General features: G+C 63.1%; 12 protein-coding genes and 1 pseudogene. 3 read left to right on the plus strand and 10 right to left on the minus strand.

The window, feature by feature from the left end:
- Positions 1 to 26: 26 nt before the first annotated feature.
- The 10 genes and pseudogenes from JQS30_RS11125 to JQS30_RS17390 form a co-directional block, all read right to left on the minus strand.
- The gene (locus tag JQS30_RS11125) at positions 27 to 1,157 is read right to left on the minus strand and encodes a glycosyltransferase (protein WP_213170341.1); all 1,131 of its coding nucleotides are present in this window, start codon (positions 1,155 to 1,157) and stop codon (positions 27 to 29) included.
- The gene (locus tag JQS30_RS11130; protein WP_213170342.1) at positions 1,154 to 4,555 is read right to left on the minus strand and encodes a hypothetical protein; all 3,402 of its coding nucleotides are present in this window, start codon (positions 4,553 to 4,555) and stop codon (positions 1,154 to 1,156) included. Before JQS30_RS11130 ends, JQS30_RS11125 begins: the two co-directional genes overlap by 4 nt.
- Before the next feature lie 10 nt (positions 4,556 to 4,565).
- Entirely contained in the window at positions 4,566 to 5,849 is a 1,284-nt protein-coding gene (locus tag JQS30_RS11135) for an MFS transporter (protein WP_213170343.1), read from the minus strand.
- A gap of 4 nt (positions 5,850 to 5,853) precedes the next feature.
- A complete protein-coding gene (locus JQS30_RS11140) occupies positions 5,854 to 6,636 on the minus strand; it encodes an arginase family protein (protein WP_213170344.1) in 783 nt (260 codons plus the stop codon).
- Positions 6,626 to 7,891, minus strand: coding sequence for a radical SAM/SPASM domain-containing protein (locus JQS30_RS11145; protein ID WP_213170345.1), 1,266 nt, complete (start codon positions 7,889 to 7,891; stop codon positions 6,626 to 6,628). The genes JQS30_RS11140 and JQS30_RS11145 overlap by 11 nt, the downstream gene beginning before the upstream one ends.
- A gap of 264 nt (positions 7,892 to 8,155) precedes the next feature.
- Positions 8,156 to 8,308 (minus strand): hypothetical protein, encoded by a 153-nt coding sequence (locus tag JQS30_RS11150; RefSeq protein ID WP_213170346.1) that lies wholly within the window; start codon positions 8,306 to 8,308, stop codon positions 8,156 to 8,158.
- 556 nt (positions 8,309 to 8,864) lie between these two features.
- Positions 8,865 to 9,452 carry a hypothetical protein gene (locus JQS30_RS11155; RefSeq protein ID WP_213170347.1) on the minus strand — a complete coding sequence of 196 codons (588 nt, stop codon included), beginning with the start codon at positions 9,450 to 9,452 and terminating at the stop codon, positions 8,865 to 8,867.
- Positions 9,449 to 10,045 carry a DUF7224 domain-containing protein gene (locus tag JQS30_RS11160; RefSeq protein ID WP_213170348.1) on the minus strand — a complete coding sequence of 199 codons (597 nt, stop codon included), beginning with the start codon at positions 10,043 to 10,045 and terminating at the stop codon, positions 9,449 to 9,451. The genes JQS30_RS11155 and JQS30_RS11160 overlap by 4 nt, the downstream gene beginning before the upstream one ends.
- A 33-nt stretch (positions 10,046 to 10,078) precedes the next feature.
- Positions 10,079 to 10,723 carry a hypothetical protein gene (locus JQS30_RS11165; protein ID WP_213170349.1) on the minus strand — a complete coding sequence of 215 codons (645 nt, stop codon included), beginning with the start codon at positions 10,721 to 10,723 and terminating at the stop codon, positions 10,079 to 10,081.
- Positions 10,720 to 11,470 (minus strand): annotated as a pseudogene (locus tag JQS30_RS17390) (ATP-binding cassette domain-containing protein). The gene JQS30_RS11165 and the pseudogene JQS30_RS17390 overlap by 4 nt, the downstream one beginning before the upstream one ends.
- 292 nt (positions 11,471 to 11,762) lie before the next feature.
- On the opposite strand from JQS30_RS17390, the gene JQS30_RS11175 reads away from it, so the two are divergent.
- The 3 genes from JQS30_RS11175 to JQS30_RS11185 are packed head-to-tail and all read left to right on the plus strand — an operon-like array spanning position 11,763 to position 14,526.
- Positions 11,763 to 12,380: a TetR/AcrR family transcriptional regulator gene (locus JQS30_RS11175; RefSeq protein WP_213170351.1), complete on the plus strand. Its 618-nt coding sequence runs from the start codon at positions 11,763 to 11,765 to the stop codon at positions 12,378 to 12,380.
- Complete coding sequence (locus JQS30_RS11180) at positions 12,377 to 12,940, plus strand: PH domain-containing protein (protein WP_213170352.1); 564 nt, start codon at positions 12,377 to 12,379, stop codon at positions 12,938 to 12,940. Before JQS30_RS11175 ends, JQS30_RS11180 begins: the two co-directional genes overlap by 4 nt.
- The gene (locus JQS30_RS11185; protein WP_213170353.1) at positions 12,937 to 14,526 is read left to right on the plus strand and encodes a PH domain-containing protein; all 1,590 of its coding nucleotides are present in this window, start codon (positions 12,937 to 12,939) and stop codon (positions 14,524 to 14,526) included. The genes JQS30_RS11180 and JQS30_RS11185 overlap by 4 nt, the downstream gene beginning before the upstream one ends.
- Positions 14,527 to 14,555: the final 29 nt, after the last annotated feature.

Raw genomic sequence — 14,555 nt, forward strand, 5'->3', positions numbered from 1 at the left:
CTCGTTCGGGCCTGAATACGACGAGTTCATACTCTGAGCACGTCTGTCCACGCTTGAACGATCGGCTCGGTGTCGAGGGTTTGCCTACGCTCGTGGCGCGCGGCGACGAGCTTGTCCCACTGGCACTCCACGAGGTCCTCCAGCGCCGTGGTCCACGTGGCTGGAAATTCCTCGCTCCACGGTTCGCTCGCCAGCACCAGGCCCGCTGAACCGACCAGCTCTGGGAGCGCGCCCTGATCGCTGACCACGGGGACTAGGCCAGCCCTGAGGGCCTCGATAACCGTGTTGCACCCGGTCTCCCCCGTATAGTCCGGATGCAGAAAAATGGCGTGTTCGCGCAGCAGACCCGCCATGTCATTGACCGACGAGCTGGGGCGAAACCTAAGGTCCCGGCAGGATTGCGCGTATTGGGCGAAGGGGCCCGCGTCGACCCAACCGCCTCGACCGTTGGGGTAGATCACTCGGCACGTCTCCTCCTGATACAGGCGTGGATCGGCAAAGCAGTCGATGGTGAATCCACGTTTGGTCGCGGTGTGGGCGATTTTCGCCACCGCCGCCAAGGCTTTGCGGGGATGGGACGTGTGCACGATCCGTTGGCGGGCAACAGTGGGTGGGGTTTCCTCCCATGGCACATGGGAGGTGAGGTTGTAGATCACCCGGGACGTCGCTTCCGAATAAAGGAAGTCCCGCCGCCAATTGTCGCGGTGCCATTGGGAGGCGAAGACGACAGCGTCAAAACGTTCCAGGTACGGGCGCAGGCGCTTGCCTATCACCGGCATCGTCTGACGGTGGATGGCGACCATGTCTAGTGAGGAGTCCTCTGTCAACAAGACGTGGCGCGCCTGGGAAAGTCGTGAGAACATCTCGTCGGGGGCACTGTAGTCACGCAACCACAGCAGGCGCACATGCGGGCCGTCCTCGATGTCGCCGATGTGTTTCACTGGTTTGAACTTCACTGTGGACACCCGTGGCTGCCCCGAGAATCGTCCATAATAGTGGACTTCTATACCGAGTCCGGCCAGCTGACGGGCTAGGTTCAGCACGACCACCTCAGAGCCTGGGAGCGGATGAGAGAAAGGGTCCTCACCGCCAAGCACGATGTCGCTGCGGTTGACGATGACGACCTGCGGTGTCCGGTCCCGTCGCACAGTACTCATGAGAGACGCTCCGCTCCCAGCGTATTCAGCAGCGCCGGGGTCAAACGCAGGTGAAAAATCCCGCCGCTGGCAGTACCCACCACCAGTGAATGCCGGTGCCCCACGACCTGGGTCGGCCGGTTGGGCAGAGGGACCGAAACCCCTGTGGCACGCAAGGGGTTCCACAGCAACAGTTCCTTTTGGTCGTCGATGGCGGCCACGACCGGGGTCGAGCCCACGCAGGCCACCGCGACGCTCATAAACCGCGCCTCACTGCGGTAGGTCTGGGCCAGGAGGCTGAAATCGCGTAGATCCCACGCTTGGAGGCATCCGTTAATGTCGGCGGAGGCCAGTAGGCCAGCGCCGTTGATGGTGACGAAGGCGAGATCGTTGAGGACGCCGGTGTGTCCGGGCAGTTCGGCGAGCATCCGTCCACTGGTGGGTTCCCACAGGCGAAGCTGTCCGTTGAATGACCCTGAGGCTAGGATCGTCGTGTCCGCATACGAGATGACCTCGACGCAGCGGACCCAGTCCGGATGGGCCGCAATCGCGGTCCGCATCTGCCCCGATTCCAGGTCCCACATCTCTAGGTAGCCGTCAAACGTGCCCGAGACAAGAATGTCGGTTCCCTCGAATGTGCCGAAGGCGAGCCCACCCACGATGCCCTTGGTGCCTTTGAGGTTGCGTACCGGCTCCATGGTGGCTTGGTCCCAGAGCCTGATGAGGCCGTCGTCGGCGGCGGTGGCCACTACCGCCTGGCCCTGGTGGTGGCCCAATGCCACGGCCATGAGGTATTCCTCGTGGTGGACCGAGGCGAGTTGGCGCGGCTGGGGTTGGAGCTCCCACAGTCGGGTTCTTTGGCTGGCCAGCGCTGCCGCCACCCGGAAGTGGTCGCCGCGCCGAGTCACCGCCAGCGAACGTACCGGATCGTCGGCTCTTGGCGATGTCGCCGGCGAAGCCTCGATCGGCCACCAGGTGCGAACGGTCGCGTCGAAACCAGCACTCACCAGCGTCGGTACGCCGTTGGCGGTGGAAAACGCGACCGAGAGCACCCCTTGTTCATGGCCTCGCAACACAGTGATCTGTTCTTTGGTGCGCACATCCCACAGGCGGACGGTTTCGTCATCCGATCCCGTCGCCACGACGTCGACTCCGGCGGCGTTGCCGAAGGCCACTGAACGGACCCAGTCGGTGTGTCCTTCCAGAGTCGCCACTTCCGTTGCGCTGTCGACGTTCCACAAGCGCACAGTGTTGTCAAATCCCGCTGAGGCCAGCAGGGGTTGACCCGCGACCACCGCGAACGCGATATCGCCCACGCCGCCTCGATGGCAGGCTTCGATGCGTGCGTATTCGCCTCCCAGGAGGTCCCATATCCGGATGGTTCCGTCGTCGGAACACGAGGCGATGAGGTTACGGCCGTCGAATTGGCACAGTACTGCCCTCCACACCCAATCCTCGTGCCCGACGATGGTGTTCAACACCCCGGTGGTTTCCAGGTCCCACACTCGTATCGTGCGATCGGCCCCGGCCGATATCAGGACGTCTCGGCCCTCTATCTGGCCGAACTCAACCGACCAGATTCCGCGGGTGTGCCCTTTGAGTACCGCCAAGGTCGCGCCGTCGCGCGGGTTCCACAGGTGAATCGACTTGTCGAATCCAGCCGAGGCGATGATGGGGTTTTCCTCGAAGGTGCCGATGGCGACCGCGCTTACGGCCGACTTATGTTCCTCGTAATACCCCACGACGCTGCCATGATCGGTTCCGCGCAACACAACGGTGCCGTCGGCCGAGGCCGATGCGACGACTCCGCGTCCATCGACGTTTCCGGTTGCCACCTCCCACACCCAGTTGTCATGCATCCGCATTACTTGAGCCGATTGAACTGGCCGATCGTCGACGTAGGTCACGTGCCAGGGTCGCTGGCTTTCTGACTCCCTCGTGGTGGGGCCCTCAGCGCACATTCGGTCGCCATTGGCGGCCGGTTCAATCAACGCGGCCAACATTTCCGCTTGGGCGCTGCGCATTGCCGGGTCGAGTTGGGGCGACATCAGCTCCGGGTTGGCGTGGGCCTGCGCCATGGCCATGGAACGTGGTTCGGCGCCCGGAACCGGTTGACAGGGCAATAGCCGATGCAGCGAGGTGGGATCGACCGCTTCGTCAAACCCGTACCGGGTCAGGTACTTCGACAACTCGCCGGCTTGGGCGGCGTGAAAGGCCAAGTGCGGCACGGCATAGGAGCGGGTGAAGGCACTATCGGGTATGCGCTGCCACAGCTGCTGGGCGATTCTGGCATGGACACGGGCGGCGTCATACAGTTCCTGGCTGACCTGCTGGAAATGTCGCACGAGCTGTACATGGGAAAGCCGGTAGGTTGTGTGTTCCGAATCGGTTTCGACCAGCCACGGCACGTGCGTAAGTACGGCGTTGACGTCGGTCTCGGTAAACGGTGTTCCCACGAGCGCCTCCGCCAAGAGCGGCCACACCTCTTTAGGGGGCGCTCCCTGGCCCTGTGCCCACGCTAGCGCGCACAACATGGCCCGCACCCTAGTGCGGGTGGTGGGCTCGATGTGGGCCAGGTCCTGTGCAATCGCGGTGGCGAGGCTGGCGCGATGCGGTGACATTGGTTCGGGTTCAGCGCCGGTTACCTCTTCGGCCAAGGCGAGCCGACGCACATGGGCGCTAGCCAACAGTTTCGCCACCAGGAAGTTTCCTCCGGCTCGTAGCGCCAAGGTGTTGGTCAGCGCGGGCAACGAAGGCTCTAGCATCCCATCGGGGTTGGCGCGGGTGCGCAGGATGCCGGTGAGGTAGGACCGGAGATCTCGCAGGTTCTGGGGCAGCGAAGCGGGCTGGTCCATGGAGATCACCGTGTGCGGGCGCAAGCAGGTGCGGATCAGCCCGGCCCCTTTGGCTGGGGTCGTGGTTCGCAGTGGAACAGGGTGGTCCGCCTCGATAGCGGTCACGACCCGAATTCCATCATCGCTTAGCTTCCGCACCCCCAACGCCAAGGTAAGGGCGTCGTCGTAGGCGGTCTCGTCGAGGGAGTCAATGAGGACCACTGGTGGCAGGCGGTGTTTCGTCGCCGCAGGTGCTGGCCTAGCCCGCAGGCGCGCGTTGACCTGATCGAGCACTGTCTGGGCGCTGTGGGCGCGCGCGTCGATGTGCACGTCAATCAGGCCCGGCGGGTAGGTGAGCTCCTTCGACGGGTGGTTCCGGGCGCGGGCTTGCTGTTGCGGTGCCGATGCCAGCGCTCGCAGCAGCGTGGTCTTGCCAGCCCCAGCTTGGCCTTCCAGGAGCAGGACTCCGGCAGGTTCGCAGGAGAGCCAGTCGACTATGCGCGCGGTGATCTCGGGGCGAGCCACGACGGGCTCGGTTCCCAATAGCGAGGTCTTGCCGGGTATGGGTCCGCCAGTGCCGGTCATGCCGCGTTCCTCACTGTTGACCTTGCTCGGCGCCAACGGAGGCTTTACGCATGGTGTCGCTGAAGCTGGCTGCGGCCTCGGCTAGTCCCCGGTAGGCAAGGCAGAAGGCGACCAGCAACCCGATGCCGCTAAAGAGGAACACCGCTCGGAGGCCGAATAGGTCGCCTAGAAATCCCCCAAGGATGAACCCGATGGGGGCTAGGCCGCCGCCGAGGAGGACGAACACTGAGGTGACCCGGCCGAGTAGTTCGCGTGGCACGAGGGCCTGGCGGATGCTGGTGCTGGTCGCGTTCCAGGTGATGAGGGGAATTCCCTGCAGGAAGAACACCGCGCCCACCAGGAGTGGCGCGGAGAGGAAGGCCGGTGGCAGCGTCAAGATGGCGTAGCCGACCACCGAGATCATGAGGATGCGCGTTGGCCCTATCGATTTCATGATGCGCCCTGCGAACATTCCTCCGATGATGGCGCCCACGGAGGTGACGCCGAAGATGAGGCCGAAGCCGAGGCTGCCCAGGCCTAGCACCTCGGTGACGTAGAGAACCAGTACGCCCTCGGGCATCCACCCGAAGATGTTCCAGGCCGCCACGATGATGGCGATGCTGCGCAGGCCCCGGTGGTTGTTGAGCCAGCGGGCACCCTCCTTGATCTCTTGCCAGTAGGCTCCCTTGCGCTCTTCCTCGCCTTCCTTCTGTGCCTTTGCCTGCCTGGGGAAGGCCGTCTGGTTGGCGAATCGCACGATGATCAGAGCCGCGATTCCGAAGGTGAGACTGTTGACCGCGAAGGGGACGAACAGGGCCATGCCGAAGATGAGCCCGCCCGCCGCCGGGCCGAGCACTCCGTTGCCGATTTCGGTGACGCTGGCCTTGTATCCGTTGACTTTTGCCAGGTCCTGGGGGTGCACGATCCTTGGCAGGAACGTGGCCGAGGAAATGTCGTGCAGCAGCCCGCCGGTGCCCAGGGTGAGGGCCAGGATGAACAAGTGCCACAGCGATATTTCGTCAAAGAAGACCAAAGTGGCGAAGGTGGCGAGCACGAGGCAGCGCAGGAAGTCGACGACGACCATCGCGCGGCCCTGGTGGAGTCGGTCCACGAACGCGCCGATGGGCAGCGAGAAGATCAGGCTCGGGATCATGGTCGCCGCCGCCAGCGACGCGATGATGCGTGGGTCTTGCGTGAGCGTCGCCCCCAGCAGCGGCAACGCCACGAAGTAGATTCCGTCTCCGAAGTTGGATATGCCGGTGGCGGTGACTAGGCGTTTCCAATGGGACGGGTTCTGTAGGGACACCTCAGACATCTGACTAGTTCTCCCCATCTTTATTGAGTTCTCTCGTATCGGCACCGACGGTTCGCCGGTCATCTCTCATGGCGTCAACCAGCGCGGACACGATCGTGAGCACTGAGGAGGTCTCGGCGGGGGTCGACCGGTCCGATGCCCATTCCACCAGGTCGCAGCCGAGGATGGGCGGGCCGTGGGAGATCGTCTCGATCTGGTTGGTCAAGGTGGCCACGGTGCACTCCATTGTTTCCGGGACGGTTTCGGGGAACGTGACGGAGGAGAATTCGACCGGGTCCAGGTAGTCCACGTCCACCGTCACATAGGAGTACTGCGGGTTGCGCACGTGCGCGATAGGCGCGGGTACGGGCAGTTCCCGGCAGCCGTAACGTTCGATCGGCAGCCCGAACCGCTTTTGCACGAAGTGGAAAACCGAGTAGTTGTTCAACGTTGGCGTCACGTGCGCGTCGTGGTGGGCGTCAAACTGGTGCACGATGCCGTGCCCGTACCAGTGGGTGATGGCTTGCAATGCTGAAAAACTCAGGCGATGGTCTCCGCCGAGCAATAGCGGCCGTTCACCGGCTTCGAGAATCGATGTCGTGAGCGAGGTGATCGCCAGCGGGATCACCTCCCCCAGCCTCCGATTCAAGAAGATCGGGGCGTTGATCCCCTCGACCTGGTCGAGGATCTCGTGCCATGTCGGGCCGTTATAGCCGGTGCCGGGTTTGCGTGACGAGGCGTCCCAGTCGCAGACAATCGGAGTGACGCGCGGCCGGTCACCCCGGTCGGCCACGCCCTCAGACCGCACCGAACTTGCCTTCCAAGTATCGCTTCGGGAAATCCACAAACGTCACAGTGCTGTTCTTATTGATATTGCATGCCATGACATCGGGGGCCGTGACGTAACCGGACTCGACATAGGCGTTGGAGCGGCATCCGCCGCCACAGGCCGAGCCCACAGCGCATTTGCTGACGTTTTCGCAGTTGGTGTAGCGAAACGAGTTGAAGTATTCGCTGTCGTACCAGGCCGTCGGCAGGTCCACTGTACGAATGTCGGGGCCGGTGAAGTCGGCGGACTCGCGGCTGGTGAGCGTGGGGCAGGCGGCGATTTCCCCGCTGGCCGTGACGTACACCAGCGAATAGGCCACACCGCATTCCGGTTCGAAGTCCAGCAGATTTGCCGATTCGCATACTTTCCCGGCCCGCACATTGTCGGCCAAGTAGGGGCGCAGGAAGTCCCAGAACTCGGGCGCGGTCAGTCCGTTGTCGTAGTCGAGGGCGCCGCCGGTGGCGATGACCCGGTCGACGTTTAGCGTGGTCTTGGGGTATCGCCGGGCCATGAACTCGATGGTGTCGCCCAGGTATTCGAGGTTTCCCTTGTGCGCCATGAGGGACAGCTTGATGTCGAGCCCCTGTTCCTGCAACGCGTCGAGCCCGCGCATGGTGCGCTTCAACGCCCCGCGATGGCCCCGACTTTCGTCGTGTACCGACTCGATGTGGGAGTCGAGCGAAACTTGCACCGCCGAGATGCCGATGGATTTCATGAACGCGGCTTCGGCGTCCTTGATAAGGGTGCCGTTGGTATGAACGGTCACTTCCATGCCGTAGGAGCGGGCGTCTTCGAGGTAGGTGCGCCAGTTCGGTTCCAGCAGGAATTCACCGCCGGTGAAGTCGATTTGTAGTAGGCCCATCTGGTCGGCCTGCTGGATGAGCGGCCGGACGATGTCGGGGCCGATGGCTTCTTTGCGGAAGGGGCCGGAGACCGAGTAGCAGTAGCTACAGCTGAGGTTGCACCGCAGCGACACTTCAATCTGCATGCGCCGCAGATGCGGGCCGCCGCTGACCTCGCGAAAGACGATGTCCTCGCCGAGCCAGCCGGCCTTGGAGAAGGATTCGACGGCGTTGGGGTAGGCCTGGTGAACCTGATCGGTCGTACTGCTGCTGGCGTTGCGTGCCATGGCTAGGACTTTTCCGATTGATCCCGACATGACCGGCCTCGTTTTCCCAGCGTTGACGAGGTAGGTCCTCTGACCGGTCTTGTCCCATACGATTCGGTTGGGCATGTCGGGTTCCTTCGGGGTCGGGTGTGGGTCTGTCCTCATCCCCGTCGGGTTCATGGAGACAGGGCTATGCGCGTAGCCGTGGGCGCAAGGGGGCGCCGGTCCACGAACTGACTGGGGATGAGCGAAGGCGGAGCTTAAGTAAGGCACGTGACAGGGTGACGATGGAGAGCCTGCTATCGCGATAACGCCTTGCGCCAAAGGCAAGTAGTTACACATTTTCCACTTCATGGCCTCTTATCACGGGCCTTTTAACAAGCTCTCGGACTAGGTTGCCGAGGGGCAACGGGAGGCGAAAACCTCGAAGATGAGTTCGTCGTCTTCGTTCGTCTCCGTCTCAGCTACTTCTTCGATTGCGGCGGCGACTTCGGTCGCAACCGTCTCGTCTTCGATGGCGGGGTTCTCAGGGTGATTGCTCATTGTGACGCTCCTAGCGAGTAGTCATCATGGGGATACGCTGCAACTGACTCAGCGCGTGATCAAACTAACATGAGCCAGTTTCGGGCGCAAGTACTGCGGCGCCCCCTCCTGCGAAAACACTGCCAAAGACCTGCCTTTTCCTGTTCAGTCCCCGTACCGGTTCCGACGCAGCTTTCGGATATCGCACCTTTTAAGCGCAATGCGGCATATACATCTCATCATGCCTTCCTGAGGAAAGCGCTCACATTCGGAATGCGCTCTCATGCCGATCATGAATGGGATGAACAAACCCGGTTCACATAGGCCGGACCGTCTTTGTCCTGTATCCATAATGGCCTTCCGCGATAACCAAATTGGAAAGAGACTAAACGACAATCAGCTGTTTCCACGGCATTGCGATTGTTTATCGCTACCTGTGTTGAAAGGGGGGCGACCCTTCCCACGCGCCATTGCATTCTTGCGAGTGAACAGCCAAAGAGGACTGACCGGGCGATTGACACATGGCAAGGTACGGGGCACTATCGCCATCCTGCGAAACCATCGTTGTTATGCCTGCTCACATATGTAGAGACTGGCGCGATCCCACGCCAAATGCTGCGACACCACCGATGAAGCAGGCAAGCGCGATGGCCCAGGAGAGGAAGTGGTCTCCGTCTGCCAGCGGCCATGCCCCAGGAAGCAACGTCCCCGACGGAGTGCGCGCAACCAGCAGCCCACCCAGCACTAGCGCAGCGGTAAGCGCTGCCGCGTGTTCAACGCGCGCAAACACCCAAAGAATCATGGCGATGCCGAGAAACCCGACGATATTGCGGACCGGACCCCACGCGCTATCGGACCCGTCCCAGCCGTATGCCAACCCCGCCGCAACTGCCGTGACGATCACCGTCGTCACGGGCAAGACGAGCCGGTAGCAGTTGACGCGGCGCACCGCGCCCTCATCAGACGACTTCGGCCCCAACGCCCACAGCACCACGCAGGCCATACCCAGTGGCAGCAGCAGCCGGATCGGCAACTGATCGGCCTGAGTATGGGAGAAACTGGGCAACGCCACATGTTCCCCGCCGAGCGCGGCCAACCCGACCGCGTAGATCGTGAGGGCACAAGCGAGAGTGAGGGCTCGATGCCGCTTCAGCCACCAGATCACTCGTCGTCTCCTGCAAGCGTGGCAAGGCGCACGGCGCGTTGGGCGAGATCAACGTCGCAGGTGGCCAAGGACGTGCTCAGCGCGTCAAACCACAGCCCCTGATTCAGGGCCGGCAAGGCAAGCACCTCGCGCAACTGGCCGTCGGGGTCAGCCACTTCCACGGGAGCACCCGTGGCGATGTCGAGGCATGCCCCCATGAGGAGGGCCACCTCGAACTCGTAGATCTCACCGGGGTTGGTGACCGGACCAAAGAAGGTGCAGTCGCCTGGGTTGGCGACTAGTCCCCCGAGCAAGGACGCGGCGTAATCGGCATCGGTAAACGACGGGGAGGTGCGGAAACCCCAGCGGTCACCATCGGAGACGGCGTCCTCGACCAAAGTCGCGGGAACATCCAACCCATAGTCGCGCAAGTGCCCGGCGATGCCCGACGCGGCAACATCGACTTGCGGGAGGAAACTCTCCGATTCGGGCCACGCGCAGATCTCAAAGCTGTATTGGTGACACTCTAGGTCGGAGTCCGGGCGCGCGAGAGTGGTGTCCCAGTCGATTCCCTTGGCCATAGGCGCGGCGATCACAAACCCGGACGCGATCACAGCCGCTCCGAGAATCCCTCTGAGTTTCCCGGGCTACGAGTGAGACCACATCAGGGCAGCAGCGAGGATAGCCAGCGGAACGATAAGACCGGTGACGGTCAAATCCGGATGTGGCACGACCCCGACCTGGCAACACTCCGTCCAGGACCAACCGGTCAGGTGCCGCCACATCGGCTCGGGATTGCCAGGTGGGTACGCCTGGAGAACGAAGGCGGCCAAGAGCATCGCGGGCGCGGCCAGCACTCGGTTGAGGTGACGGCCCGCAGCGGCCCCCAGCACGATCCACATCAGGACTATCAATGTCGCGATCACGACGGGCTGCCAGTGGAACTCGAACGGGCGGCCGCTCATGCGGGCAAGACCAATGGACCACATCACCAAGGTCGTCCCGTAGGCCAGCAACGCGGCGGGAAGAGCGGCGAGCACGGTGACGACGAATGCGGGGCGGACGGGAGCCCACTCATCCACGGCCGCTGCCCGCAGGCGGCCCACATCCCAGGCCGCGACGGCCGCACCAAGGAAGGCGGGTAGAAACAGCACATCGAGCACAGCGGAGTAGGCATGGGCCCACGTCGACGGATCTTTGGCGGGGTCTGCGTAGTACACGAAACACACGGCGAGGGCGATCGGCAAGAGATACAGCGCGGGTGAAGATCTGATGACGGCACTTGTCCTCATGGGCGGCCGCCGTTGAGCGCGACGCGATACGCCGATGCCTCGCGACCTTCACCGCCATGGCCCGCTAGGGCCAGGAAGTCCTGGGCGCTTCCCGCGAAGGCGGTCGCGCCTGAGGCGACGACGAGCACACGGTCGTATTTCGAGGTGAGGGCGGTGATGTCGTGCGTCGAGACGACGAAGTGGTGGTCGGCGGAGAGCTCGGCGAGGAGGCAGTTGAACCGTTCTAGCTGGAGCGGGTCGAGCCCGGCCGTCGGCTCGTCGAGAAAGATGAACCGCGCGCCGTGGACGATGGTCTGGGCTATGCCCATGCGCCGCCGCTGCCCGCCGGAGAGGCGGGTTGCCGGGCGTTCGGCTAGGTCGCTCAGATCGGTTTTGGCCAGTGCGGCGGCGGCTGCTTCCCACGCGCGCGAGCGGCTCATCCCCTTGAGCCATGCCACGTAGGCGACCTGTTCTCGCACACGCAAGCCGCCGATCGCTCGGATCGACTGCGGCAGTAGGGCTGTGTGTACGGAAGCGGCGAAGGGCGGCCGGGCTGTCGACGGGCTCGCCGTTAAAGCTAAGGCGGCCTCCGCGCGGAGTCAGAACCGTGGTGGCCAGCGACATGAGGGTGGTCTTGCCAGCGCCGTTCGGCCCGAGGAGGACGGTGGTGCCGGGCTCGAACGTGACGTCGAAGTGTGCAAAGACCGGAACACTTCTAAAGAGTCGCCGGTAGGAGAACGAACAGTTCTCCAGCGAAATGGTGTCCATGAAATAGCTCCTAGAACGGAGTAAGTAGCCCTAGAACACGCATCGGGCCCATGCAAGTGCAACGTACAGAGAGGATAGTGAGGCGTCAATAGTGATGTGCGCAACGCTGAAATGGTGGGGCTGGGAATCAGATTCTTTCCAGCTTATCTGAGTTTCAGGTTGGCGCGTATCGCCGCCAGGTTCGACTTTTGCGTCAGTGGCTTCGAGGCACGGACAGGGACGGCCGCGCTGTCGGCAAAAGCACGGGACATATCCGTTGGCAATTTTAGGCCGCTCGGTCTAATATTTGACCATGGGGACTGAAAACGAATCGCGCGGCCGGACCTTTATCGAACAGGCGCGACGCGCCCAGATCATCGCCGCCGCGACCGACACCGTGGCCGAGATCGGCTACGCCAACGCTTCACTGTCGCAGATCGCCGCCCGAGCCAAGGTGAGCAAGAGCGTCATCTCCTACCACTTCGAGGGCAAAGACGAGCTTTTGAAAGAGCTGGTCACCCAGTTTTTCACCGACACATGGGCCTATATGGAAGAGCGCATCCTCGCCGAACCGACCGCGACCGGTCAAGTGCGGGCCTGGGTGGGCTCGCAACTGGCGTACTTCGGCGCGCATCGCAACGGCTTTCTAGCTATGGCAGACATCGTTAGCAACCACCGCGAACCCGATGGCAGTCGTCCGTTCGCGGAGGCCAGTCGCGAAGAGGTCGACGGGATGGCCGAAATCATTAAGGCCGGAGTCGAAAGTGGCGAATTTCGCGTCGTCGACCCACACAGCGTTGCCTCCATCATCATTCTGTGCGCCGAAGGGCTTCTGGGCGGTTGGGCCTGGGGCGAATCGTTCGACCTCGACGCCCAAACCGAGGTGCTCCTTGACTTCATCGACCACGCCTTGCGAAAGGAACACCCATGAGTACGACATCACCGAACAACACCCCACCCGACAAGACAGGTCTCGATGGCGCGGGACCGGACATTGTGGCCCGCGAGGTTCGCCTGCGGCCACCCAAGCACCGCATTGAGAAACGCGCCGTCACCTGGTGGATCTTGCAGTCCCTAGCGCTTTTCGTACCCCTTATAGGCGGGCTCATCGTGGCCTATGCGCTGTGGGAGCCGGCGCGCAAATGGATCATCGTTCCGCTCATCGGCATTGTGGTGTGGGCACTCGTATGCACGACCGTTCGGCCCTTGTGGCGCTACGCCGTGCATCGGTGGGAGACCACCGACGAGGCCGTGTACGGCCTGAACGGGTGGATCGTGCGTGAGTGGCGGGTCGCCCCCATCTCCCGCATCCAGACCGTGGACGCGGTGCGCGGCCCCATCGAGCAAATGCTCGGGCTCGCGACGCTGCGAGTGACGACGGCCTCGTCCTACGGGGCGATCAGCATCGAGGGCCTCGACAAGGCCGTGGCCGAGGAGGCCGCCGAGCGTCTAACGACCATCGCCCAGCTCACCCCCGGGGATGCGACATGAGTGAGCACACGAGCGAAGTCGTCCTCGACGGCACCGAGGAGACGATCCTCGACCAGCCTCAGGCGGGCGAGGCCCCTTGGTCTCGGCTGCACAGCCGCATGATCTGGGTCGACGTGGTGCAAACGATCGTGTCGCTAAGCCCGGCGATCATCGTGGTCACCGTGTTCGACGCGGATCTGACGTGGGGAAGCATGTGGCCCGCCCTGGCTATAGCGGCCTTTGGTGTGATCGGCGCGGTAGCTGACGCACTGCGGTGGTTCTTCACTCGCTATCGGGTCACCGACGATTACGTCGAACGACGTACCGGGGTCTTCGTACGCCAGTATCGATCGGTGCGCCGGGACCGGATTCGCAGCGTCGACACCGAGGCGAAGTTGCGGCATCGGCTCTCTGGCCTGCGGGTGGTCACGATTGGAGCTGGTCAACAGTCGACCGCCGGGGAGGCGGCGCTGTCGCTAGACGCGTTGTTGAAAACGGACGCTCAATACTTGCGATCAGTGCTATTGCACGGTGAGGCCCATACTCAGCAGGCCGCCCAGAGCGCGGCCAATGGCGAGAAACCGCCAGAGGAGGTCACCGTCTTTGCTCGGTTCAAGGCTTGGTGGGTCCTCTACAACGTGTTCAATATTTGGGCCTACGCCATGGCATTGGGCCTGCTATGGGGTTCCTTTTGGCTCGTCAGCACCTTCGGCTTCGACATGTCGGCCTTTATCGGTGGCCTCTTGGATTGGGACGCTCTCGGTTGGGGATGGACCGTCGCCATCGGCCTCGCCTCGGTCGGAGTCATTGGCGTGATTGGCCTAGGCATCAACTACTTCACCACCTATTGGAACTTCGAACTGGCGCGCCTACCTGGCGAAAACGGGACACTCCTGCGCACCCGCCACGGGCTATTTCGCCAGCGCGAGGTCAATCGCGATGAGAATCGCATGCGCGGGGTGCAAATCTCGGAGCCGGTGCTGTGGAGGTGGATGGGCGCCGCCGACACCAGTGTCATTACGACCGGTCTTGACGTGTGGTCGACCGATGAGCCCACCGCGATCTTGCCGCGCGGGCCGATCTGGGTGGCACGTCCGGTGGCCGCAGCGGTCCTCGGGGTGCGCCCTAATCCATTGGAGACGCCGTTGCGAGCGCATCCGGCGGCCGCGTTGCGGCGACGGATCTGGTGGGCGCTGTTGGTTGTCTCCTCCATTGTGGGCGTGCTGGGATGGTTTCATGTCAACGACCTGGTTCCTGGGTGGGCCGTATGGGCGGGGCTCGGGGTGGCGCCGGTGGCTCTCTTGGCGGCGTTGGTTGCCTATCGGGCCCTTGGACATGCGGTCGTGGGCAGGTATGTGGTGGTGCGTTCGGGGCTGCTGAGCCGTGCGACCTCGGCTTTGGATCGTTCGTCGGTGAGCACGATTGCCGTACGCGAATCGTTGCTGCAACGGCGTTTGGGACTTAAGACGGTCTCGGCGATGACGGCGGCAGGCTGGGGAATCTATGAGGCGCCGGACGTGGCGGCCCAGGAGGCGGTCGCGTTCGCCGACGCGGCCGCGCCGGGGCTGCTGGAGCCGTTCCTGGTGGCTTCGTCCGACGAGCAATGACATTGAGCGGCGTCCAGGCAGATGGGCGA

The organism is Natronoglycomyces albus (genome assembly GCF_016925535.1).
GTDB classification, from domain to species: Bacteria; Actinomycetota; Actinomycetes; order Mycobacteriales; family Micromonosporaceae; genus Natronoglycomyces; species Natronoglycomyces albus.